The organism is Microvirga arvi, from assembly GCF_016892765.1.
In the GTDB taxonomy this organism is placed as follows: Bacteria; Pseudomonadota; Alphaproteobacteria; order Rhizobiales; family Beijerinckiaceae; genus Microvirga; species Microvirga arvi.
On record NZ_JAFEMD010000058.1, the window covers coordinates 1 to 21,652 of the forward strand.

Sequence of the window (21,652 nt, forward strand, 5' to 3'; positions counted from 1 at the left end):
CGCGCACACCTTCTTCTCAGCCATCTGCATCGCGGCTGCCGTCGCCTTCTACCTCAATTAACGAGTCCTGAGCCTAGACGACCAAGTCTTTGATGGGCTGGAGACCAGATGTCTCTGGGAAGACGTTCTGAGCCAGCTTTGCGGCCGATATGCCAAAAAGGTCAGCCAGCACGCCTTTTGCGACAGATCGGACATCTGTCGTTGGTCTGAGGTCTCGGTTCTCAAACAGATTTTCGGCTCTCAACCCTGGCCAATCAGTGATGACGCGCCCCCCGTTGACCGCGCCCCCCACCAGGAACAAAACGGTGCCGGTGCCATGATCTGTGCCGAGTGTTCCGTTCACGCGAGCGGTCCGTCCAAACTCCGTCACAACCATCACGACGGTATCTTTCCACTTGTCCTTCATTCCACCTTCCAAGGCCTTGAAGGCTTGGTCGAGGCCGCCCAGCAACTGCGCCAGCGGACCAACCGCGCCGCCTTCGTTGGCATGAGTGTCCCATCCATCGAAAGCCAGCGCCGCAATTCGGGGGCCATCGTCGGCGCTTATGAGGCGCGCCGTACTCTCGGCGACGCGCTGCATGGCCTGAGCCGTCCCGCCGCCTTGCAGTTTTGAGAGACCCTGCATGGTGGCAATGCGGTCCGTCTCAAGCCCGCGCTTGAGGCAATCCTCTAACTCCGGATCGCGCTGCGCATAAAGATGGGCAAGGCGCTCGGCCAAATCCTCTTTCGCCCGCGGCAAGGCCGCCGGTGCCCAGCCCAGGATCGGCGCCGTTCCGCGCACGATCAGAGGCGGAGTTGGGCCAACGCCGAGCAGGCCGTTCTGCGCAATCCGCTCTCCCTGCGGCAGGGATAGCAGGAAACGATTCATCCAGCCGGATGCAGTGAGGCCAGGACCAGGCTGGCCGCTTTCTAGAACATCCTGTCCGTCGAAATGGGAGCGATCACGGTAGCCGGTTGCAGCCGCATGAACCACGGTAGCCTGCCCCGCGTGATAGAGACGGGCAAGGTTCGGCATGGCAGGATGAAGAGCAAAAAATCCATCGAGCGGAAGAGCTGCATCCGGGCCACTGTCTGAGAGCGCAATGGTCTCACGCAAGGCAACATAAGCCGGATCGCCGATCGGCGCGACGGCCGATAGACCATCCAGAGCTCCCCGCAGCACGATGCAGAGGAAACGGCTGTCGCGGGCACCTGCACTGGCATACGCGATTTTCGGAATGAAGCTCCACCCAAAGAGGGCGCCCGCTGCGCCCAGTACGGCGCGACGGCTGACGTTTCGATCGCATAGATCCGACATACGTGAGGTCCTTCCGACTGGTTAACGCCGCTGAAATTCCGGGCACATGAGCAAGAGGGCAATTGCTTGCGTGCGGCTCTCCGCCCGGGCGATGGTCGCCCGGGTTTCCTGTGACACAGAGGTCCCAAGGCTCGCGTCAAGCAGACTCATTGGCTCAAGCTGACCTGCAGATTGCGCAAGCCGCGCCGCGACCTCAAGGCGTGCCTTGATGCCCGTGGGCGATGTCCAGTGGCTGGCGGCATCCGGATAGCCATCCGGCCCAGGTGGATCCCAAAGCTTCTGACCCAGTGCGTTAAGGACGTTGATGATATCCCGGGTCGCCGGCCTGATGCCGGTGAGGCGCATTGCTGAAAATACGAATTCCTGAGGGGTGCGGATCTTTTTAGCCTCTGAAGACCAGGCTTCAGGGGCATGCAGCAGTGCAAGCGAGAGCTCAGTGAGATCCCCGCCGCTTTCTAGAAATGTTGCCTCAAGCCGGGCGATCAAAGATGGCGGGGGATCATCGGCCACGAAGTGACAGGCCAGCTTCGCCGCGATGTGCCTGGCGGTGGCAGGATGGCGCGCGAGATCGAGCAGCACATCCTTAGCTTGGTCCGGGCCGTAATCGGGATAGTACTTTCCTAGTACCTGGAGTTCTCCCGGTTCGTGCAGTCCCGCATCGAAAACCGTCGAACCGGGACGGCCGAGCCGGCCTGCTGGCCCGGCAATGGTCCAACCCGTCAGAATGCCGGCCAGACTTGTCACATCCGCTTGCGTATAGCGCCCCGATGAGCCGAGGGTATGCAACTCCAGGATCTCACGGGCGAGGTTCTCATTGAGGCCACGCCGTCGACGCTGGCCGGCACCAGAGTTGGGCCCGACTGATTGATCGTTGTCCAAGGAATAGAGCATCGCTGGGTGAGTTTCGGCGGCAAGCAGCATGTCGTAGAACGAGCCGAAAACGTGCGGGCGGATCGCTTCGCGCTCGAAGGCTCCCGCGGTCGCGCGCACTTCACTCCGCTTGGACGCCAGAAGCGCGAAGTGGTTGCTCCAGAACCAAACGAGCCTCTCAGTGAAACCGGCATCGGTTCTGATCGCCACATCGATGCGTGCTGCGACCTCGGTCTCATAGTGCTGCTGGGACAGAACTGCTTGGGGAGGGGAGCGTACTGGAAGAGGCTTTCCCTCGGCGTCGGCTTTGTCGAGCGCCCTCGACAGCATCAGGCCGTCCCGTTGATGCGTGTTGTCATTCGAGGGTGGTGTAGCACGAGCGAGTTGAACCCGTGTTGCTTCTTCTCGTACCTCGTTAAGAATTGTTGATGTGTCACGTCGGCCCATAATGTTGGGCTGCGGGGTGGCACCGCGTTTCACCTCGTCCAGGAGATAGTCACGGCTGTCTGTTCCTATCGTTGCGAGTTCCCCTGCCTTAGCACCCAAGCCAAAGCGAATGAGGGCCAATGCAGGGTGAAGAGTATTCGATAGGCTCACGCGATCAAAACCCGCTTCTGAGGGCAATTTATAACCCAGGTTGACCAAAAATATGATCCGAACAATCCGACTGTGATACTCGATTATGCGAATTGTAAGACTACCGCATGACCACGGTAGGCTCCCTGCGATGTCATGCAGACGAACGGGGATCTCGGCCGCTGCATACATATTGGCGATCCCGCTCCTTGGGGAAAGTCAGGCGGAACCCAAGAACCCGTTTGCTTTCGGTACAGCACCACCTCGAGCTTCTGACCGAGATCAGCAGCAAAATCACCGCGCGGTACCCCGCACGGGTGCGGGCTGGTCAGGGACTCACCTGAAGTCACTCTTGACTGGCCTGGCGGCTCCCGCCTCAAGGGTCAGTGAGGTCCAACACAAGATCGGCCATATCGCGCGCGTGCTGGCCCCTGAGCACAGCACGATCCCGGCGGCCAGGGTGCTGGCTCTCCATCATCAGAGCAGTCGGCCGGATTAACCCGAGCATGGTGCATCGTGCTGAGGATTGAATTGATCATTTCGTATCTCCGGCAGGGCCGCCCCATCCGCAGCAACCGCCTCCTGCTGCTCCTTGTGCCCAGCCATTGTCTCCGCACGCAGCCGTATGGCGGCAGATAGCCGGTGCGCGATCCGTTGGATCAACCGGCTGTGTGGTGCGTATCCGCGCAGATATGTGGCAGCCGGCCACCGGCTCTGCTGATCCCTGGAAGATTGGTCGAAATCCCTTTCAATCTTGCCGCAGTAGCGCTTCGAGCTCCTTGCGGAAGTCGGCGGAGAGGTCCTCGCGCTCCAGGGCATAGGCCACATTGGCCATGAGGAAGCCGATCTTGGAGCCTGTGTCGTAGGTCCTGCCCTGGTACTTCATGCCGAAGAAGGGTTGATCCTTCATCAGGCGGATCATGGAATCGGTCAGCTGGATCTCGTTGCCTGCGCCGCGCTCCTGGGTGGAGAGCAGGTCGAAGATCTCAGGCTGCAGGATGTAGCGGCCGGAGATGATGTAGTTCGAGGGTGCAGTGCCCTTCGGCGGCTTCTCCACCATGCCGGTGATCTCGAAGGTCTGGCCGAATTCCTGGCCGACCGAGACGATGCCGTACTGGTGGGTCTGGTCCTCGGGCACCTCCTCCACGGCGATGATGTTGCCGCCGTGCTTCTCATGGGCCGCCACCATCTGCTCCATGGAGCCGCGGCTCAGCATGTCGGGCAGGATCACCGCGAAGGGTTCGTCGCCCACCAGCTCCCGGGCGCACCAGACCGCGTGACCCAGGCCCAACGGCTCCTGCTGACGGGTGAAACTCGTCTGGCCGGCCTGGGGCTGGTCCTTGGCAAGCAGTTCCAGTTCCTTGGTCTTGCCGCGGCTCTCGAGCGTGCGGTTGAGCTCATAGGCGATGTCGAAGTGATCCTCGATCACGGCCTTGTTGCGGCCCGTGACGAAGATGAAGTGCTCGATCCCGGCGGCGCGCGCCTCATCGACGACGTGCTGCACCACGGGCCGGTCGACGACGCATAGCATCTCCTTGGGCACGGCCTTGGTGGCCGGCAGAAACCGGGTGCCGAGACCGGCGACGGGGAGGACTGCTTTGCGGATACGCTTCATTGGAGGAGCCACTGGGAAAAGAAATGATCAAAAAGGTAACGTGCGCCCCGACAAATCTTGATCGTGCAGATTTGTCAAGGTGAGCCTCCTCTGCCGGGCGTGAGTACTCCTCAGCCCCAGTATTGCACGTTGATAAGTGATGACGGCGCCGACCGACCATTCGCCAGAGCGTCAACACCTAGGCGCGGCTCAGGACATCCGTTGATCAGTTTCGGTGCTCAGGCACGCGCGGCTGGGCGTTTTGAGGAACCCAAGTTGAATGTTCATCCAGTCTGCTCTGCGAGCCACTGTTTGAGCAACCATTGATCATCGAGGCACAACTCTGCCTGAGAGTGTTCGCTTCCAGGGACTTGTCTTTCCGTACGGCAAGGGTCGCTTGGCACTGTCAGCGCCAATGTGCCTAATTTTCTGCCGTTTTGCCCGCGCTGTCCGCCGATGATCGTCACGGGTCTTGTCCAAGGCGCACGCTTCATGCGCTGGCCCCATGTTCCCGAAATCATCAGGACCACCAAGTTCAAGAGCGCGAATGTGCTCAATGATCCAGCGCTCGCGCACCCCATCAATCTGGCACTCGCACAGAACGCAGACACCGTCTGTCTTCTCCCACACCTGAAGCCGTCGATGCGGCGTTAGCCTCCGTCGGGTCGCTGTGCTCACATCCGCAATCTGAACAAACGGCATCGGACGCCTCCCTCACAGATCGGATGAGCTGCACGAACTGCCGTTATCCTGAACGCTTCGAAGGTCGTCATTGAGAAGGTCAACCACCTGCTGGAGCAGACTCTCCCACTCGAGACGCAAGGTCTCACCGGACGCGATGAGACGCGCGAGTTTGTTCTCACGATTGATATCGGTAGGAACCAAGCGCACTTGCACACCTAGAGAGGCGACACTCGGAGTGCATACGCGGTCTGGAGGCTGCTCACATTGCGTCTTGCCGTGTGATTCCTGGGTCATTGAACTTGCTCCTGGCGACGGATGTGGAAACGCTCCTTTGCGATCGGAGAGAGCTGCTCAGTCTTGCGGATAGTATAGACTTTGGTCCGGGAAGACTGAGTTTCAAAAGCCTTAACCGCTGGGCAGGATTTCCTCTGATAGAATGAGTTGTGCATGGTAGAAGCCGCTGCGGCTGGAAGAGGATGGTAAGTCATGCGTCGGTTTCTCCACAGGATTTATATATTCAGAGTACATTTTGAGACCGAATATGTCAAGAATAATGTACTTACTGTATATATTTTTCTTTAGTGACACCGATGACTGTGCGTCTGACACCACGCCTCTGTCGGGCAGCTAGAGCTCTTGCTGGTATGGAGCAGAATGATCTCGCCTCTGCCTCGGAAGTCGCGCGATCCACGATTGGAGCCTTCGAGATCAAGGACGAAACAGCGCGCCTCTCGAAGCGAATAAACCGGATGTTAATCGAGGCGTTCGAGCGCGCGGGCCTCCAGTTCATCTCTGAGAACGGAGGTGGTCCGGGGGTTCGCTTCCGCGAACCCGTCGGCAACCAAGGGCAGTCCGATTAGGTCTGACGTAATCGGCCGAAGGCCGCTTAAGAAGTGTGCCATGCTGTATGAATTTACGTCGTTAACGACGTCGCCATTGCCGTCAGCAAAGCGTGAGCAGTCCCGCACGGGATGCTGACAAGGGGTCGAGCGCCGGCGACCGCAGTCTCGCGAGGACAAGCTCAGGATCTTGAGCGAAGTGGGCGTGGAGGGTGCGAGTGTTGCCGAGGTCGCCCGGCCCCATGACATCACCCGCCAGCATCTGTGCCAGTGGAGGAGGGACCTGCGTCGCAACCAACTGACCGCGATAGAATATCTAGTCCTAGTGCCAGCAGAGATCTCCGATCATCCTAGTCTACCGACCGCAAGTCCTGCCGTTGACTGCACATTGATTACCAACTCGTCGAGATCGTCCTGGGCAATGGCGGCGTCGTTAGGGCGAGCACCGGATTGTCCGATACGGCGGTGATGCATTGGATCGGCCTGGTGGAGGCCGCACGATTGGTCAGTCAATTGTCGCTTTCCTGTTTGAACGGGTTGGTGATTGTCAGGTCTGGGCCAATCCTCTGGCCGTCCTGCAGATCTTCGGAGTAGAGGGTTGTGCAACCTGCGCCTGCGGCTGCCGCAACGATCCCGCTGTCATCGATCGAGAAGCCGTAGCGGCGCATGATGTCGAGGGCCTGGTCGTGGGTCTCGATTGTGACCGGCTGAACATCACAGGCATACCGGATCCCGGCAAGGACGTCGCACACCTCGTCCAGGCCCATCTTGAGTTTCTTCACCATGACATTCACGGCCTCGTTGAGGACCTGGACGCTGATCGTGCCGCCCTGCGCGAGAAGAGCCTCAACCCGGTTGGCCTTGGTCGTGTCTCCGGAGAGCAGGTAGAGAATGACATTGGTGTCGAGGAATGGTTTAGCGTTCATTCGCCTCGAGCCGGTCGAACTTGAGCCCTTCGGGAAGGCGGCCGCGGTACTTGCGCAACCTGGCCAGCACTTCGGCCACCTCAGGCTTCTTCGAGACCTCGAACGTTCGGGATCCCGCGACCGTAATCTCGATATCGTCGCCTTCCTTAAGCCCCAAGGCGTCAACGACCGCAGTGGGGAGTCGAACCGCAAGGGAATTGCCCCATTTCGCGACCCGCATCATACCCTCCATGATACACATTCCGGAAAACGTATATCTAGGCGATAGGCGGCAGAACGCAAGCCGGCCCTCGCTGTGATCGCGGCCCAGAATGGCCAAGGCTGGTTCAGGCATGCGGACTATCCTCGACACCAATCCCGGAAGCGCGCGGGTTTCAAAACATGAGTCCGGCACGAGGCCTTCCCAATGCCTGTCGCCTGATGCTTGCCGCCGCGTGGCCCATCTCCTATCTTACCCTTATCTTACCTACCCGAGGATGCACCCTGATGACCGGCGCTGCCCCCCTGACCACACGTGTCTCAACCAAAGGGCAAATCATCCTCCCCAAGGCCATTCGGCAACACCGGCGCTGGGAGCCTGGAACCCGCCTGATCGTCGAAGACACCCCCGAGGGTGTGTTGCTGAAGCCCGCCCCGCTGTTTGCCCCCACGCGGCCCGCGGATGTGTTTGGCTCACTCGCCGCCAAAGGTCCTCCCAAAACGCTAGACGAGATGGATGCCAGCATCCTGGCAGAAGCCCAGCGGCGCCATGCTCGCGATTGATACCAATGTGGTCGTCCGGTATCTGACCGGGGATCATCCGGAGCAATCCTCGCAGGCCCGGGCGCTGATCGACGGCCATGACGTCTTCGTTTGTACGACGGTGCTTCTGGAAACGGAGTGGGTCCTGCGCGGTGCCTATGGCTATGCCCCGGCTCAGATCGGGGAAGCCCTTCGCGCCTTCGCGGGGCTCCCGCGGGTTTCCCTAGAGGATCCCGCTTCGGCCGCAACGGCTCTGGACTGGATGGCTCAAGGAATGGACTTCGCGGATGCTCTCCATCTCGCGGCCGCCGAAGGCTGCACAGTCTTCGTCAGCTTCGACCGGCGGTTTGCCAAGGCGGCCAAGCGGCTGCGTCAATTGGTGGTTCGGCACCCCTAGAGGCTCACACCGCTTTTCCGGACAGGGGGTGAGCCAGGATCAACCAGACCGTGCTGTGTCTCCGCCTCAGAACGCCCTCAACTCATTCCTGTGCTCGTTCACTGGACCCGGCTCCGTCCGCTGACCGCAACCTGCTGACAAAATCGACGACTGACGCAACCAACTCCCGCCTTCGCCGGGCTTGCGCCTCATCCTCTGTTTGTGCCTCCTGCTGCTGCTTGTAATCCAGGCCATGGGCCCGCCTCTCGCCCTCCTGGGCCATCATCAGCGCTTTGGCATCCTTCTCGGCCAAGGCGAGCAGGTCCTTTGCGAGGTCAATCCGCTCCAGGACGCTGCTCGGCTCGACGGCTGCAAGGATCCGGGGTGTCTCGCCGCGGAGGATCCGATACGCATCCGCGCGCAGCTCGTAGAGAGGCTCCCATTCGCCCCGGTGCCGGTCGAACAGTCCCTCACGCGCAGGAGGAGAGGTCACCGCATCTGCCCCGACCTGCGGCGCTGCCCCAGAGTTCTCCTCGGGCGAGACGGCCGCTCCACCCTCCGCGGTCCCTCGCGTCCAGCCGAACCGTTCGGCCTGGAGCCGGATCCTCACACGCGACACGTTGAACGTCTTGGCGATCCCGCTCACAACAATCCCTGCCTGGTACTGCCGTGCAATTTCGTCCCACACTTCTGCCGGTTCCTGGGGCATGTGAGCTCCTCTCCCGCTTCCACCAAAGGCCCTGATCTATCGTGCTCCGACCATGAAGCGGAAGAGGATTTGAGATGTCTCGCCCCCAAGCGCCGACAGGATGGAAACCCTCGCATGGGTTAGCCTTGGAGCACGGGCGACGTCCCGGTCTGCGCGCACGATGCCCGGCGGCGACGACCGCGCAGAACCCTCCCCAACCCATCGCTTGAGCAGCCAACCGATCCATCTCATGCGGGCGGCCCTGCTGCGCACAACGCTACCGCGCGCAATCCCATCATCCGCCGTCGCGGGTCATCCCCTCTCAACGAACCCCATTGCAGCGATGACCTCACCGCGGCAAGCGCTCCCGCATCGTCGCACCCGGCTCGTGCATCGCCAGTACCTGGAAACAGTCCGATAGTCCGGCGGTGCCCATGCCCGTGCCAATCGGTAGCCCAACTCTCCCACCCGTTGCCTTGCAAGCGTCCGATCAGGGATCTCGGCGCAGGCCCGCCCATCGGGAGCATGCGGCCTCGGCCACCTCGATCCACAAAAACGTTCACCGGTCATGGGGCAATCCCACCGCGGCGACGGAACCATCGAGCCGCGACAAACACTGATAGCAGGAGGGCCGGGACCACGCGGCGCTGGCAGGCCGAGCGGCCTGTCGCCCCTGAACCTGGCTCCAGTTCTATGACCCAAAGGCTGTCGAATTTTCCCCATGTCAGAGCACCCACTCGATCCCAACCAGGCCGTCCCCCACAGCGCCCCTTCTCCGCACCCAGACAGCGCCGAGCACCCGCCCCGCGCCACTGTGGCTCCCCCATCGATGCCGGCGATCCAGGCCCAGCCCCGTGATCTGGGGCCTCTGTTCACCCACCGGCCGCTGATCCTCGGCGAGGACGAAACGCTCTATGACGCACTTCTCGCCCGAGTGACCCACGCCGTCAGGCCTCGCGACATCCTCGAAGACATGTGGGTGAAGGATGTGGTGGATGAGATCTGGGCGGCTCAGCGCCTCAGGCGGCTCAAGGCGGCCTTGCTGCAAACGGCCGCAAAGTCGCACTTGGTGCGCATTCTTACCACGGCGACCGATCCGCAGACGGAGCGACCGCTGACGCCGGCAGAGGCCGAACTCTTGGCTGTCAGCTGCTTGCAGGGCGATGAACAATCACTCGCAGAGGTCGCGGAGATGCTGATGGATGCTGCCCTCGATTTCGATGCCATCACAGCCAAAGCCCTGTCGGACGGCATCGAGATAATTGAGAAACTCGATCGCCTGATCACAAGCGCGGATGCGCGTCGGGATAAAGCGCTGAGCAACGTGGACCGGCGCCGCGAGGCCTTCGCACGCCGGCTTCGACAAGTGGCCGAGGATGTGGAAAGCGAGCCGATCACTACGCCCGTCTCAGACACGGAGGCCGCCTGACCCATGGTGTGCCCGAAACGAGCGGCGGCGAACAAAGCCAACGCCCAACGCAGCACCGGCCCGCGCTCAGTCGCGGGCAAGGTCCGCTCACGCGTCAATGCCCTCAAGCATGGCTTGGCCGTCCCAGCCTCTGCGATGCCAGAGCTTGCTCCGGAGATCCTGCATCTGGCGCACACCCTGGCCGGACCGGCCGCCGATCATCCGGCTGTCCGTCAGGCGGCCACCCGGGTGGCGGAAGCCGCCATCGACGTCATGCGGGTTCGCCGCGTGCGTATCGCCCTGGTCGAGCGTCTCTTCGAGGATCTTTACGATCCACATCCGGTCGCGCCGGTGCCGCCGATGTCCCCTCAACCAGCCGAGATCACGATCGCAACAGGCGATGGCATCCGCGCCTCCCACGACGGAAGTCATCAGGTGCGGGGTCCGGCGGGTTGGGCTCAGATCACGCGCGGGGGCGGACGGGATGCGGCGGCCAAGCGCATCAATCATCAATGGGCAGAGGCCGAACCAGCGCCGAGAGGACCTCCATCGGCCTGGGATCAACTGTACAAGCTTGATCGGTATGAGCGCCGGGCGCTGTCGCGCCGCAACAAGGCCATTCGAGCTCTTGATGCAGTCTTGACGGCCGCTGGCGTCAGAGCCCCCGATTTCACGGGCTCAACCCGGCTCTGTTGAGAAGGTCCGGCATCGACATAGTGAGGTGGCGGGCCCCACCGCCCCACTCAGCTGGCACCGTGTGGGGGCCAACAACTGCTTCATTGCGGCACGATCTTGCCGGACAGAGATCACGTCCACCGGCCAGCCCGGCAAAAGGGCAGAGGCCGTTTTAGGGCCTCCCCGCCCGGGTACCAGATCCTCTGCCGCTTGGCCCGCGGCGCGCCGATGATCCGCCCGGGTCTTGTCCGTGGCACGCCTCTCGTGGGCCGGCCCAGATTGTCGGTACCATCCCAGCCCCTGAGTTCCGGCGCCCAGCTGTGCTCCATGATCCAGCGCTCACGCATCCGGTCAATTTCGCCGTCACACAGCATATCTAGGCTCCCAACTTCTCTCCCACCTTGAGCCGCCTGGTGTGATGCCAGCTTCCGACGCGCCGTGGTCCTTAGGGAGCAATCTCCGACATGACGGCGTTCATAAAAGCCTCCACCTTCTCTGTCCATTGCTCAACTTCCGTGGCTTCGGGCAACGGAGCGGCGGTCGCCGGATCATCCGAGGGGTAACGCCATGCGGTTGGCCAAGGCGTGAGCGCTCCAAGCGCTTGCGCGTCCTTGGCCAACCGGTTTGACGCCGGAATTGCAGCCGCAGCGAGGGCAATATCATGGCCGTGCCGTCCTCTCGCATACGCAATCCCGAGATGGGCCGGCAGTGCCTTTACGCCTGTCTCAGCCGCTTGCTGGGTGTGATAGGCGGCCGTCTCGAGATTCTGATCAGGCAACGGCATGAGAGACCGTCGGACGGCATCGAGGTCTTTCGCCGCCGTCTCCAGCCAAGCCGCTGCGGCAGCCGAACTCACGGTCCAGCAGCCCGGTCCAGCCGACCATGGATGACCACACCATCCCTCGCAATGTCATGGCTGAGAGTGTTGATCCCGGTCTTCTTCTCCTCGAACACTGAGCGCCGGATCGGGACCACCTGAATCGGGATCCCGAGGTCGGACACCAGTGGCCAGAGGGTGACCGGGGTGAAGCGACCCCACTCGACAGTGTCGGGCAGGATGACGCAGAGATCCCAATCACTGTCGGCATCATTGTCGCCGCGAGCCCTGCTGCCGAAGAGAACGATGGCCTCGGCGTCTGTTGCCTCGGCCAGGCGCACAGCGGCCAACTCGACGGCGGGGTCGACTTGCAGTCTTCCCCGCCGCGCGGGGCTATGGACCTGAGAAGCCATAGTCAACATTGTAGTCCCGAAAGAGGCCAAGGAAAGCCGGCTGCCGGCGCTTGACGGCGGGGCACTGTGACACCTGGCTGCGTGATCGATCTGGGGCCGGGCCAGACCAGCCAAATTGCTGGTCGCACGCTCGTAATAGCCGCCGATACCCTAGGCCTGGGATGTGGATGGTGAAGCATTCAGTTGCAGCCTGCTGGATGATGCCGGCGGCCGGTTCGCCCTCTCCGGTAATCAACTGATCGTGGCGAACGGCTCCCGGCTCGACTATGAGCAGGCGAGAAGCCATCAGATCACCATACGCGCAAGCGACAGCCATGGCGCCAGCGCGGACAATGTCCTGACCTTCGCCGTGCGGGATATCTGGAATGAGATCATCGCCGGTACGAACGGGAGAGACGTGGTCGCAGGCGGCTCGGGCAGAGACAGGCTCTCCGGCAGCGCAGGCAACGATGCGCTGAATGCCGGGCCCGGCAAGGACGTCCTCGACGGCGGATCAGGCAACGACCGGCTTACGGGTGGTGCGGGTCAGGACTGGCTCACGGGCGGTTCGGGTAAGGACGTGTTTATCTTCAGCAGCATAGATACAGGCCCGTCCAAGAAAACTGCCGATTACATCACGGACTTCTCCGGCAAGCATGGCGACCGGATCGACCTGAAGCCGATGGACGCCGACGCCACGAAGAAGGGTGACCAAGCCTTCACCTTCACTGGCATCCAGACGTTCAACAAGGTGGGCCAAGTGCATTACGAAAAGACGAAAACCGCCACATACGTTTATCTCAACACCGACAGCGACAGAACGGCGGAAGGCATAATCACGCTCAAGGGTGCAATAGACCTGCAGAAGGGCTGGTTTGTGCTCTGATGCTGAAGTCTCGAAGGAGCGCATCGTGCGCGAAAACCGGGTTCCACGTTCGCGCACGATGCGCGAGCGTGGCCTGCGCGGGAACCAGGACAAAACGGGATCGTGTTGCAAGACAGGGATCCGGCACGCGGCCTTCTCGATGCCTGTCGCCTGACGCTTGCCCCCGCGTGGCCTCTCTTCTGTCTTACCTCTATCTTATCTGACCGAGGAGGCAGCCTGATGTCCGGCGCGGCCCGTCTTCTCGCGTTCGAAACGATGCCCGTTGGCGAGCCAGAATATCTCCTCGCCTTGAACGCCTCTGCCCCATACGGCAAGGAACGGCATCCGGCCAAGCTCAACCAGGGCGACTGCTTCGCCTGTGACTGCACGAAGACCATCCAGGCCAAGCTCCTGTTCAGCGGTGAGGACTTCACCACAACCGATACCCTGGCCGCTTGAAGACCGGCAGCGTGCGGCCTCTCCCCGGACAAACCGCCCAAGGTCGATGCTGCCGGATCTGCCGCGGCTTGGTTCCCGTTGGCGCTGCAGACCGCAGCGCTGGCGCATGACCTTCGATCACCTGCGCCAGCCGTCACCGCGTGCTGCGTTGCGACTCCCATGGCCCTCACTCGCGCGGCACGATCTTCCCGACAAGGTCCGCTTCCATCGGCTGGCCTTGCCGAACGGCAGCGGCCGCTTGGGCGCGTCCGCACCGATATGCCGGACCTTCTGCCGCTTGGCCTGCGCCGCGCGCCGATGATCCTCTTTGGTTTTTGCCAGAGCGCACGCCTCATGCGCCGGCCCTAAGTTGCTGAGGTCATCGGCACCCCCGAGCTCCAGGGCCCGGATGTGCTCGACGATCCAGCGCTCGCGCACGCCATCGATCCGGCGGGCGCACAGCACACAAACGCCCCCCGTCTTCTCCCACACCTGCAGCCGCCGCCGTGGGCTCAGCGGGCGCCGCCGTGTCGTTCCCACATCCCCGCTTTCAACAAACGGCATCGGCGGCTCAGCCCTGATCGCTGTCCGGTTCAGACCGGTCCGGCCCTGAGCCTGCAGCAGGGTTGTAGCCGAGCAGGTGCACGGCCTGGCGCACAAGACGCTCCCACTCCCGAAACACCGCGCTACAGCGGGCGATCAGGTGAGCCAGCTCCTGGTCCCGTGCGGGATCGACCGGCACCAATCGGGCCTGCACGCCCAGAGACGCCACAGTCGCTGGGCTGGTCCGCGGGTCCGGACCAGCACCGTTTCCCCCTGTCGTGCGTCCACGCGTCCGAGATGCTCTGCTCATGGATGATCTCCGTTTCATCACTTTATTAACGATATATCGTAAATTTAGTTCCACGACAGGCGCCACTGTGATGCCCGGGTCATAGCACTCTCCTCCTCGATTTTTTAAGGTTATATCTTTACAGAGACTTTGGAAAAGATCCTCGCCCCGGTTTAGCAGAACGAAACCACGACGGGCCCAGCCGGTTTCTCGAGCGCCTTACCTGGACTAGCAGACGACGTGTTGAAGATGGCCTATACCCTGGCAGGAGAGGCGCAACAGGACCCTCACGTTCTGGGGGCTGCTGTCAGAGCGGCCGAGGCTGCTGTCGATGTTCTGAGAGTGCGCAGAGCGCGAGTCGAGCTCCTGAGCCGCCCTGCTCGGAAGCCAGACCCTATGCAGCAGATATTGCCCGGCAAGTGGACCCAAAAGCGGATCCGGCAATGGCTCGTCTCGGGGCCGCATCCTCGACGAGCAGACGCCACCCCCAATGCTGGGAGCTCCTCACAATTGGACCAGCAAGCCGAACGTGAGATCGCAGTCTTCGAAGCGGCTGCGGCCCAGCTGGAAAAGCTCGACCGATACGAGCGTCGTGCGCTGTCGCGCCGGGATCGAGCCCTCAAGGCATTTGACGAGATCAAAGCGTCATCGAGGCACAACTCTGCCTGAGAGTGTTCGCTTCCAGGGACTTGTCTTTCCGTACGGCAAGGGCCGCTTGGCAGTGTCGGCGCCAATGTACCGAATTTTCTGCCGTTTTGCCCGCGCTGTCCGTCGATGATCATCACGGGTCTTGTCCAAGACCCACGCTTCATGCGCTGGCCCTATGTTATCGAAATTATCGGGACCACCAGGTAATGATGCGTTGGATCGGCCTGGTGGAGGCCGCACGATCGGTCCACACAGTCAATTGAGGCTTTCCTGCTTGAACGGGTTGGTGATGGTCAGGTCGGGGCCAATCCTCTGGCCGTCCTGCAGGTCTTCGGAGTAGAGGGTTGTGCAGCCTGCGCCTGCGGCCGCCGCAACGATCCCGCTGTCATCGATCGAGACACCGTAGCGGCGCATGATGGCGAGGGCCTGGTCGTGCGTCTCGATTGTGACCGGCTGAACATCACAGGCATACCGGATCCCGGCAAGGACGTCGCACACCTCGTCCAAGCCCATGTTGAGTTTCTTCAACATGACATTCACGGCCTCGTTGAGGACCTGGACGCTGATCGTGCCGCCTTGCGCGAGAAGAGCCTCAACCCGGTTGGCCTTGGTCGTATCTCCGGAGAGCAGGCAGAGAATGACATTGGTGTCGAGGAATGGTTTAGCGTTCATTGGCCTCGAACCGGTCGAACTTGAGCCCTTCGGGCAGGCGGCCGCGGTACTTGCGTAATCTGGCCAGCACCTCGGCCATCTCAGGCTTCTTCGCGACCTCGAAAACTCGGGATCCCGCAACCGTAATTTCGATATCGTCGCCTTCATTGAGCCCCAAGGCGTCAACGACGACAGCGGGGAGACGGAACGCAAGGGAATTGCCCCATTTTGCGACCTTCATCATACCCTCCATAATACACATTCTGGAGCATGTATATCGAGGCGATTGGCAGCAGAACGCAAGCCGGCCCCCGCTGTGATCGCGGCCGAGAATGGCCGAGGCTGGTTCAGGCATGCGGACTATCCTCTACACCAATCCCGGAAGCGCGCGGGTTTCAAAACAGGAGTCCGGCACGAGGCCTTCCCAATGCCTGTCGCCTGATGCTTGTCGCCGCGTGGCCCATCTCCTATCTTACCTTTATCTTACCTGCCCGAGGATGCACCCTGATGACTGGCGCTGCCCCCCTGACCACACGTGTCTCAACCAAAGGGCAAATCATCCTCCCCAAGGCCATTCGGCAACACCGGCGCTGGGAGCCTGGAACCCGCCTGATCGTCGAAGACACCCCCGAGGGTGTGTTGCTGAAGCCCGCCCCGCTGTTTGCCCCCACGCGGCCCGCGGATGTGTTTGGCTCACTCGCCGCCAAAGGTCCTCCCAAAACGCTAGACGAGATGGATGCCAGCATCCTGGCAGAAGCCCAGCGGCGCCATGCTCGCGATTGATACCAATGTGGTCATCCGGTATCTGACCGGGGATCATCCGGAGCAATCCTCGCAGGCCCGGGCGCTGATCGACGGCCATGACGTCTTCGTTTGTACGACGGTGCTTCTGGAAACGGAGTGGGTCCTGCGCGGTGCCTATGGCTATGCCCCGGCTCAGATCGGGGAAGCCCTTCGCGCCTTCGCGGGGCTCCCGCGGGTTTCGCTAGAGGATCCCGCTTCGGCCGCAACGGCTCTGGACTGGATGGCTCAAGGAATGGACTTCGCGGATGCTCTCCATCTCGCGGCCGCCGAAGGCTGCACAGCCTTCGTCAGCTTCGACCGGCGGTTTGCCAAGGCGGCCAAGCGGCTGAGTCAATTGGTGGTTCGGCACCCCTAGAGGCTCACACCGCTTTTCCGGACAGGGGGTGAGCCAGGATCAACCAGACCGTGCTTGTGTCTCCGCCCCTGAACGCCCTCAACTCATTCCTGTGCTCGTTCACTGGACTCGGCTCCGTCCACTGACCGCAACCTGCTGACAAAATCGACGACTGACGCAACCAACTCCCGCTTTCGCCGGGCTTGCGCCTCATCCTCTGTTTGTGCCTCCTGCTGCTGCTTGTAATCCAGGCCATGGGCCCGCCGCTCGCCCTCCTGCGCCATCATCAGCGCTTTGGCATCCTTCTCGACCAAGGTGAGCAGGCCCTTCGCGATAGCCGTCCGCTCCAAAGCGTTGCTCGGCTCGACGGCTTCAAGGATCCGGGGTGTCTCGCCACGGAGAATACGATATGCATCCGCGCGCAGCTCAGAGAGAGGCTCCCATTCGCCCCGGTGCCGGTCGAACAGTCGGTCACGCGCAGGAGGAGAGATCACCGCATCTGAGAGGCATAGGGGTCCGGCAAAGTCGTGTTGCGTGCACCTGTGTTCTTAGTGCAACAGAGAGAACGACATGCACAATGTAAGCAGTGGCAGGCTGGTCGAGTCCAAGCGGTAATGCAGCCTCGACCGTTCTGGACGCTAGGGTCTTCCTACCGGTAACCATTGGTTGAGCATGTCGCGCTAGAACCTTCTGACCGAAGGCCGACGCATTGCCCTACATTGTCCCCGGCCTTTGGGCCTCAAGGGTCGCTCCCCACGAGCGGCCCTTTTTGGCGTTTGCGGACTTGATGATCATCAGCGCCGTCACTTCATCACCACGGCCGCAGCCCGTGCGACGCAACGAGCTGCGAAGAACCAGGAGAGCCGGGCAGGATCGTGGCGGCTGTCGTCCTTGGGGATCAGGGTGCGCGCCCCGGCGTTGGACTAACCACCTGGAAACCATGACCCCGCACTCTGTTGTCGAGGCGTGAGTATCCGCCGCTATCTCGGATCGGTGAACCTCCGGTGGAACTGCTTTTGATCATCCTGGTCGTGACCGCGTTCGCGGCTTTGATCATTCCTTCTTTTATCGGAGCGTTCCTCGAACCGGACCGGTTCAAGGACCGCCCCGCTCCCGCCAGCATTGCGCCCCCGAAGGAGCGCGGGCGGTTTGGGCTGCCGAACTGGCTGCTCCTGCCGAGCCGCCGAACCGGTCGTCCTTCACAGACTCCGCATCAGCCCTCGTCCGATGGTCCCGGGCTCTCTGCTCCCTCATCGCAACTGGCGCGGCGGCGAAGGCCTGAAACAACCGCCGATCATCGACCCAGCGCGGATAAACCCAACGGCGTTGCTTCACGTCCCCCTCGGCGTCGGTAGCCAGTGGTTGGTGCTTGCAGCCCCCGCTGACGTCGGCTCGCTTGTAGTCCCCAAGCCGTTACGAGGGAGACAGGCCTTAAAGATGCTCGGCTTCAGGGACGCTTGGCAGTGCAGATCGCCAGTGGCACGACCTCGCCTGCTCTGGCCAGCAGCGACATTCCCATCCGGTGGTTGGAGGCCGCGGTGAATCACCGCCAAGGCGCCCGCCCTGCCTGACCGGCTGTGACCGCCACAAGTCAGGAAGCACCGGGTCCCAATCGACGGCAACGGGGACGACGGCCCCCGTGCGGACCTTTCCCGCACCGGAGTATCGAAAGGCCAACACCGACTCCGGTGATGAAGCGCTCAGAGGTTCCGCCGCACCAATCAACACGCGGTCTCGACCCACTCACAAACCCGCGTTTAGGTCCAAGAGCGTTGATTGGCCGGAAGTTGTCGGATGGGATCGTACACGGTGATCCGATGAGGCAGCCGATCACCCCACTGCCAGAGCACGAGGTTAGCCCAATCTTGTTGGGCGCCCACCGCAAACGATGGCACGAACACCCCGGCGAAGCCTTCGCGCCTCAGGCGTCGCGCCAGCTGCCACGACGGCGGGTCGCTCCCGGCTGCCGCGAGGCTAAACCAGGCACACGCCATGTCGTTGAAATCAACGTTGTGCAGCTGACGGCCACCCTCGGTTCTCAGATCCGCCAGATCATCGCAGTCCACATCGTAGCTGCACAGGGTGCAGGGGGCGAATTTCAGGGCAAACCCCTGGTTGATCTCGAGAAAGGCTCCTTCAAGGGAAAGAGCCAGGTACAGAGCTTCAACGGCTTTCGGGTTGAAGCGTCCGCCGTGGATCGCGGCCCCGGTACCGGATGTGGGCGAGAACGCCCACCTGGGATCGTGGGCCCGGCAGCACACACCTTGGAACCTCAAGCAAAGCCGCCCAGAGCCAGATGATCGAGATAATCCCGCAGGGCGGCTGCTTTGCCGTCCTTCACGAGAGCCTCAGCCGTGCGCCCACCGAAGGCTGGAATAGGCTGCGCGCGATACCAAGCCAAGGCCTGATCCTTGCCGCCAGCCCAATCCTTGACCCGCTCCACAATCTCAACCATCTCGCGAACGCGCGTCTGCGTTTTGGGTGCCTGCGCGCGCTCCGGCTTGTAGAGGGCCTCTCGGTTGACCCCAATGGTATCCGCCAGCTGGCTCTTGGACAGGCGCAAGGCCTGAGCGACCCGCTCGGGGGCCAGCCGACCTTGGACATCATAGAACGACCGAAGCTCGAACTTATCGTCCACGCGACCCGGATCCTTGCGCTCAGGTCGAGCGGTCTTGCGCTGTGAGCCGGGTTTGCTGGGGACCTTTGGTGCTCGCGCTGTCAAGGCCATAGACCTGATCTTTTGCCATATAAAGTAGGCATTATTTCGGCCACCCGAGGGATGTGACAATCCCCGGCGCGGTTACGCCCGTCCTCACAGAGGAGGCCCATTTGGAAGGACTGGCTAAACACCAGAGGGCTTCGCTGGTGGGTGCAGCCGCAGGATTATCCCAAGCCATCAGCATCTGGCATGATCGCTCTCCCAGTACATCCATGGCGTGCCGCTGTTCGATCATCGCCCGGGCGTGCAGCCGGGTCAAAAAAGGTAATATAGTTGCTGCCCAGCACTCCCGTGGCGGGCTCCGTGCACTGGGCCGAGCCCCTCGCCGGCAGGAGCTGGTGGACTCATTCGCATGGCAGATCAGGGCATCTGCCATGCCCTGCGATGAGCTCTCTGAACCGTTCCTGCCACCCCAAGGAGCGTGTCAGAGGCACCAGGCCCGAAGGATCCTCGGGGCTTGTCCTGAACAAGCTGACAATCTAGGTGAGCGTGCCCCATGTCCGTGTGGGAGGCCAAATGCGGTCTCAAATGTTCTCCGCATTTCCGCTGTGCCGTGCATCACCGGAGACGTCAGTCACGCGCCTGACCACTTGTGAACGGAGCAGAAGTCTCCGCCGTCAGGCGCCGCCCCCGATCGATCAGACCCGACACCCATGCCGCAAGAGTTATGGCCGCATCGTCCGATCGACCCTCCTGGAAGCACCCGACATACTGGCGCAGCAACTCGACCGTCACATAGTGAAACGCACCGTCCGTGCCCCGGGCCTGTCGCATCCGATCCGACGCGGCCTTGAGCTTCTCCAGGTACAGGAGCTGTTCTGTCTCGGGTGACCGCAGATACCCGCTGAGACCACCAAACGCCTCTTCGAAATGGCCCCAGAGCACAGCGAGGTTCCTGGCCACCTTGTCCTGCTGGGCGATTGCAAGGCCCTGGAAGTCTTCGAGAAGCTTCCACGGTGGGTCGGGCTTCTCATCAGTCTGTTCCACCCGGGCAAGAGGGGGAAAAGGAAGCAGGGCCTGTCTTTTCGAGAGCAAGACGGCGCGAGCAACATCCCACCAGGCGGGAATCCTGGAGAAAACCCTCAGGGCCAATGCGAGGAAAGTCTGATCAAGCGCTCCAGTGAGCCGGATCCAGGTTGAACGGCCGACCATGCACCACCCTGCAACGCGCGCCCGGTAGAGCCGACAGATGGTATAGAGCTGCTCGACTCTATGACTGGATCGGGTGGTTGGTTGACCGTTGGCATCCCAGAAGAAGGTGGGACCGCTCAGGCGCTGGGGGGAGCTACTCATTGGTGGAATGACCCGATCAGTATATTACTGTGGTTTTTCGACAGATAATACCAAATCAGCCTTCATTAAATTGCTTCTAGATGGTCTAAGAGAGAAGATTAGTGACCTTTCCTGGGCATTTTTAGTACAGATTATGGCTTTCTAGCTAAATCCCAGTTTAAACCTAGCAAGGGCCGCGCCTAGTATTGCTTTTAATCTAGGTTCGCGGCCCTCTGGTCCGTGTTGCCCCCACGGGTGAGCTACTCGTATCTGATTTGGTTCAGTAAAAGCAATCGCTACCTTGCAATCCGTCTTTGTCTCTCAGGTGGTACCACGAAAGAGTTTTACGGTGGCCTGGCTTTGGCTCTGGCGTGTTGCTAATTTGCTGCTTCGACCCTTTTCTGCCCCTACGGGTCGGACCTTGGAGCGCCCCTTTGGAAGAGGGCGCTCTTCTTTTTGGGCGGGGTCGCGCAAGCGCCAGAATTCGTCCTGGGTCATAAGCTTCAGGATGCCACGATCAGCGCACAGAGCCTGTCAGCATTATAGGAGCTGTCGCGTGACATTGAGCTTCCGCGAGGATCTGGCTTGTCTTCGAAAATCGTTCTGACGGGAAGCCTGGGTCCGGCAGATCGACCGCTTGCTGGACCGAGCGGTTCCGCTCGCGGCAGACCCGCTCATAACGGCTGAGGAGACTGGCACACGCCGACTTGCTTTCCTCACTACCCGGAACCGGCCGCGTCTGCAGGCTGAGGGGACCACCGTCGCCCACCCACCGGCACATCACTCTGCGCTGCTCCCCTCGCAGGAGATGCTCCATTCATAAAATCCGATTTACTTTATAACATATCAATAACGAAGGTGGCTCATGTTCGGGAGACTCGTCTAGTTTGGCAGAACGAAGCCACCGCACCAAGGCTGATGATCTGTCACTGTTGGGAAGAGCTCTGTGTTCGCGAGGGTCGACGCGGACGGCACTATGCCGGACGATGTCCGCTCTCAGGGGTGACTTCTCCCAATGACAAGAGCCATTTGCTCGATGTCCGGCGCTCTCATAAAAAAGCAGGGGACCTCCTCCATTGGGGGCTGGGCTAAGCTTCGCAATATGACTAGATGGGGGTGGCGCTCGTGATTGCCCCCATGGGCGCCTGAACTCACCGCCCTTTGCGGCCCCACCCTTCAGGGTGGGGTTTTCTTTGCTCAAACAGA

General features: G+C 61.5%; 26 protein-coding genes and 1 pseudogene. 10 read left to right on the forward strand and 17 right to left on the reverse strand.

All coding sequences use genetic code 11. The features are described from left to right. Nucleotides 1-73: 73 nt before the first annotated feature. The 4 genes from ILT44_RS24325 to ILT44_RS31985 all read right to left on the reverse strand — a co-directional run bounded on the left by ILT44_RS24325 (nucleotide 74) and on the right by ILT44_RS31985 (nucleotide 5,039). Nucleotides 74-1,297: a DUF1501 domain-containing protein gene (locus tag ILT44_RS24325; RefSeq protein ID WP_204242194.1), complete on the reverse strand. Its 1,224-nt coding sequence runs from the start codon at nucleotides 1,295-1,297 to the stop codon at nucleotides 74-76. 21 nt (nucleotides 1,298-1,318) lie between these two features. Continuing rightward, nucleotides 1,319-2,935: a DUF1800 domain-containing protein gene (locus ILT44_RS24330; RefSeq protein ID WP_204242195.1), complete on the reverse strand. Its 1,617-nt coding sequence runs from the start codon at nucleotides 2,933-2,935 to the stop codon at nucleotides 1,319-1,321. A gap of 556 nt (nucleotides 2,936-3,491) precedes the next feature. Continuing rightward, on the reverse strand, nucleotides 3,492-4,358 hold the full coding sequence (locus tag ILT44_RS24335) for a UTP--glucose-1-phosphate uridylyltransferase (RefSeq protein ID WP_204242196.1): 867 nt from the start codon (nucleotides 4,356-4,358) through the stop codon (nucleotides 3,492-3,494). A 306-nt stretch (nucleotides 4,359-4,664) separates the two neighbouring features. After that, entirely contained in the window at nucleotides 4,665-5,039 is a 375-nt protein-coding gene (locus tag ILT44_RS31985; RefSeq protein ID WP_204242197.1) for an HNH endonuclease, read from the reverse strand. A 626-nt stretch (nucleotides 5,040-5,665) separates the two neighbouring features. Between ILT44_RS31985 and ILT44_RS24345 the strand changes: the two genes are divergently transcribed. Then, nucleotides 5,666-5,881 (forward strand): hypothetical protein, encoded by a 216-nt coding sequence (locus tag ILT44_RS24345; RefSeq protein ID WP_204242198.1) that lies wholly within the window; start codon nucleotides 5,666-5,668, stop codon nucleotides 5,879-5,881. Between the two features lie 142 nt (nucleotides 5,882-6,023). Then, a pseudogene (locus tag ILT44_RS31990) lies at nucleotides 6,024-6,329 on the forward strand (transposase); the annotation flags it as partial. A gap of 40 nt (nucleotides 6,330-6,369) precedes the next feature. Here ILT44_RS31990 and ILT44_RS24355 read toward each other — a convergent pair. Together ILT44_RS24355 and ILT44_RS24360 are read right to left on the reverse strand one after the other, a co-directional pair. Then, nucleotides 6,370-6,786 (reverse strand): PIN domain-containing protein, encoded by a 417-nt coding sequence (locus ILT44_RS24355; protein ID WP_204242199.1) that lies wholly within the window; start codon nucleotides 6,784-6,786, stop codon nucleotides 6,370-6,372. Next, nucleotides 6,776-7,006: an AbrB/MazE/SpoVT family DNA-binding domain-containing protein gene (locus tag ILT44_RS24360; RefSeq protein WP_239468504.1), complete on the reverse strand. Its 231-nt coding sequence runs from the start codon at nucleotides 7,004-7,006 to the stop codon at nucleotides 6,776-6,778. The genes ILT44_RS24355 and ILT44_RS24360 overlap by 11 nt, the downstream gene beginning before the upstream one ends. Before the next feature lie 266 nt (nucleotides 7,007-7,272). Here ILT44_RS24360 and ILT44_RS24365 point away from each other — a divergent pair, with 266 nt between their 5' ends. Beyond that, nucleotides 7,273-7,548, forward strand: a complete 276-nt coding sequence (locus ILT44_RS24365; protein WP_204242201.1) for an AbrB/MazE/SpoVT family DNA-binding domain-containing protein — start codon at nucleotides 7,273-7,275, stop codon at nucleotides 7,546-7,548. After that, nucleotides 7,535-7,924 carry a type II toxin-antitoxin system VapC family toxin gene (locus ILT44_RS24370; protein WP_204242202.1) on the forward strand — a complete coding sequence of 130 codons (390 nt, stop codon included), beginning with the start codon at nucleotides 7,535-7,537 and terminating at the stop codon, nucleotides 7,922-7,924. Before ILT44_RS24365 ends, ILT44_RS24370 begins: the two co-directional genes overlap by 14 nt. A gap of 82 nt (nucleotides 7,925-8,006) precedes the next feature. Here ILT44_RS24370 and ILT44_RS24375 read toward each other — a convergent pair whose 3' ends face one another. Next, on the reverse strand, nucleotides 8,007-8,612 hold the full coding sequence (locus ILT44_RS24375) for a hypothetical protein (RefSeq protein WP_204242203.1): 606 nt from the start codon (nucleotides 8,610-8,612) through the stop codon (nucleotides 8,007-8,009). 700 nt (nucleotides 8,613-9,312) lie between these two features. Here ILT44_RS24375 and ILT44_RS24380 point away from each other — a divergent pair. Both ILT44_RS24380 and ILT44_RS24385 read left to right on the forward strand, forming a co-directional pair. Beyond that, complete coding sequence (locus tag ILT44_RS24380) at nucleotides 9,313-10,020, forward strand: hypothetical protein (protein WP_204242204.1); 708 nt, start codon at nucleotides 9,313-9,315, stop codon at nucleotides 10,018-10,020. A gap of 3 nt (nucleotides 10,021-10,023) precedes the next feature. Further along, entirely contained in the window at nucleotides 10,024-10,695 is a 672-nt protein-coding gene (locus tag ILT44_RS24385; RefSeq protein WP_204242205.1) for a hypothetical protein, read from the forward strand. A 424-nt stretch (nucleotides 10,696-11,119) separates the two neighbouring features. On the opposite strand, the gene ILT44_RS24390 is transcribed toward ILT44_RS24385, so the two are convergent. Both ILT44_RS24390 and ILT44_RS24395 read right to left on the reverse strand, forming a co-directional pair. Beyond that, nucleotides 11,120-11,530, reverse strand: coding sequence for a HEPN domain-containing protein (locus tag ILT44_RS24390; protein ID WP_204242206.1), 411 nt, complete (start codon nucleotides 11,528-11,530; stop codon nucleotides 11,120-11,122). Beyond that, nucleotides 11,527-11,904, reverse strand: coding sequence for a nucleotidyltransferase domain-containing protein (locus ILT44_RS24395; protein WP_204242207.1), 378 nt, complete (start codon nucleotides 11,902-11,904; stop codon nucleotides 11,527-11,529). The genes ILT44_RS24390 and ILT44_RS24395 overlap by 4 nt, the downstream gene beginning before the upstream one ends. A 163-nt stretch (nucleotides 11,905-12,067) precedes the next feature. On the opposite strand from ILT44_RS24395, the gene ILT44_RS24400 reads away from it, so the two are divergent. Then, nucleotides 12,068-12,769, forward strand: a complete 702-nt coding sequence (locus tag ILT44_RS24400; RefSeq protein WP_204242208.1) for a calcium-binding protein — start codon at nucleotides 12,068-12,070, stop codon at nucleotides 12,767-12,769. Nucleotides 12,770-12,988: 219 nt separating this feature from the next. After that, entirely contained in the window at nucleotides 12,989-13,207 is a 219-nt protein-coding gene (locus ILT44_RS24405; RefSeq protein ID WP_204242209.1) for a type II toxin-antitoxin system VapC family toxin, read from the forward strand. A gap of 117 nt (nucleotides 13,208-13,324) precedes the next feature. Here the strand turns inward: ILT44_RS24405 and ILT44_RS24410 are convergent, their stop codons facing one another. The 4 genes from ILT44_RS24410 to ILT44_RS24425 all read right to left on the reverse strand — a co-directional run bounded on the left by ILT44_RS24410 (nucleotide 13,325) and on the right by ILT44_RS24425 (nucleotide 15,558). Beyond that, the gene (locus ILT44_RS24410) at nucleotides 13,325-13,750 is read right to left on the reverse strand and encodes an HNH endonuclease (protein ID WP_204242210.1); all 426 of its coding nucleotides are present in this window, start codon (nucleotides 13,748-13,750) and stop codon (nucleotides 13,325-13,327) included. Between the two features lie 7 nt (nucleotides 13,751-13,757). Beyond that, nucleotides 13,758-14,039: a hypothetical protein gene (locus ILT44_RS24415; protein ID WP_204242211.1), complete on the reverse strand. Its 282-nt coding sequence runs from the start codon at nucleotides 14,037-14,039 to the stop codon at nucleotides 13,758-13,760. An 882-nt stretch (nucleotides 14,040-14,921) separates the two neighbouring features. After that, nucleotides 14,922-15,338: a PIN domain-containing protein gene (locus ILT44_RS24420; RefSeq protein WP_204242212.1), complete on the reverse strand. Its 417-nt coding sequence runs from the start codon at nucleotides 15,336-15,338 to the stop codon at nucleotides 14,922-14,924. Continuing rightward, complete coding sequence (locus tag ILT44_RS24425; RefSeq protein ID WP_204242213.1) at nucleotides 15,328-15,558, reverse strand: AbrB/MazE/SpoVT family DNA-binding domain-containing protein; 231 nt, start codon at nucleotides 15,556-15,558, stop codon at nucleotides 15,328-15,330. The genes ILT44_RS24420 and ILT44_RS24425 overlap by 11 nt, the downstream gene beginning before the upstream one ends. A 266-nt stretch (nucleotides 15,559-15,824) precedes the next feature. Between ILT44_RS24425 and ILT44_RS24430 the strand changes: the two genes are divergently transcribed. Continuing rightward, on the forward strand, nucleotides 15,825-16,100 hold the full coding sequence (locus ILT44_RS24430; RefSeq protein ID WP_204242201.1) for an AbrB/MazE/SpoVT family DNA-binding domain-containing protein: 276 nt from the start codon (nucleotides 15,825-15,827) through the stop codon (nucleotides 16,098-16,100). Further along, complete coding sequence (locus tag ILT44_RS24435) at nucleotides 16,087-16,476, forward strand: type II toxin-antitoxin system VapC family toxin (protein WP_204242214.1); 390 nt, start codon at nucleotides 16,087-16,089, stop codon at nucleotides 16,474-16,476. Before ILT44_RS24430 ends, ILT44_RS24435 begins: the two co-directional genes overlap by 14 nt. Before the next feature lie 83 nt (nucleotides 16,477-16,559). Here the strand turns inward: ILT44_RS24435 and ILT44_RS24440 are convergent, their stop codons facing one another. The 4 genes from ILT44_RS24440 to ILT44_RS24455 form a co-directional block, all read right to left on the reverse strand. Next, nucleotides 16,560-16,949, reverse strand: a complete 390-nt coding sequence (locus tag ILT44_RS24440; protein ID WP_204242215.1) for a hypothetical protein — start codon at nucleotides 16,947-16,949, stop codon at nucleotides 16,560-16,562. Nucleotides 16,950-18,212: 1,263 nt separating this feature from the next. Beyond that, nucleotides 18,213-18,731 (reverse strand): RES family NAD+ phosphorylase, encoded by a 519-nt coding sequence (locus ILT44_RS24445; RefSeq protein ID WP_204242216.1) that lies wholly within the window; start codon nucleotides 18,729-18,731, stop codon nucleotides 18,213-18,215. Continuing rightward, the gene (locus ILT44_RS24450; protein ID WP_372441245.1) at nucleotides 18,728-19,183 is read right to left on the reverse strand and encodes an antitoxin Xre/MbcA/ParS toxin-binding domain-containing protein; all 456 of its coding nucleotides are present in this window, start codon (nucleotides 19,181-19,183) and stop codon (nucleotides 18,728-18,730) included. Before ILT44_RS24450 ends, ILT44_RS24445 begins: the two co-directional genes overlap by 4 nt. Nucleotides 19,184-19,744: 561 nt before the next feature. Then, nucleotides 19,745-20,467: a hypothetical protein gene (locus ILT44_RS24455; RefSeq protein ID WP_204242218.1), complete on the reverse strand. Its 723-nt coding sequence runs from the start codon at nucleotides 20,465-20,467 to the stop codon at nucleotides 19,745-19,747. Nucleotides 20,468-21,652 lie beyond the last annotated feature (1,185 nt).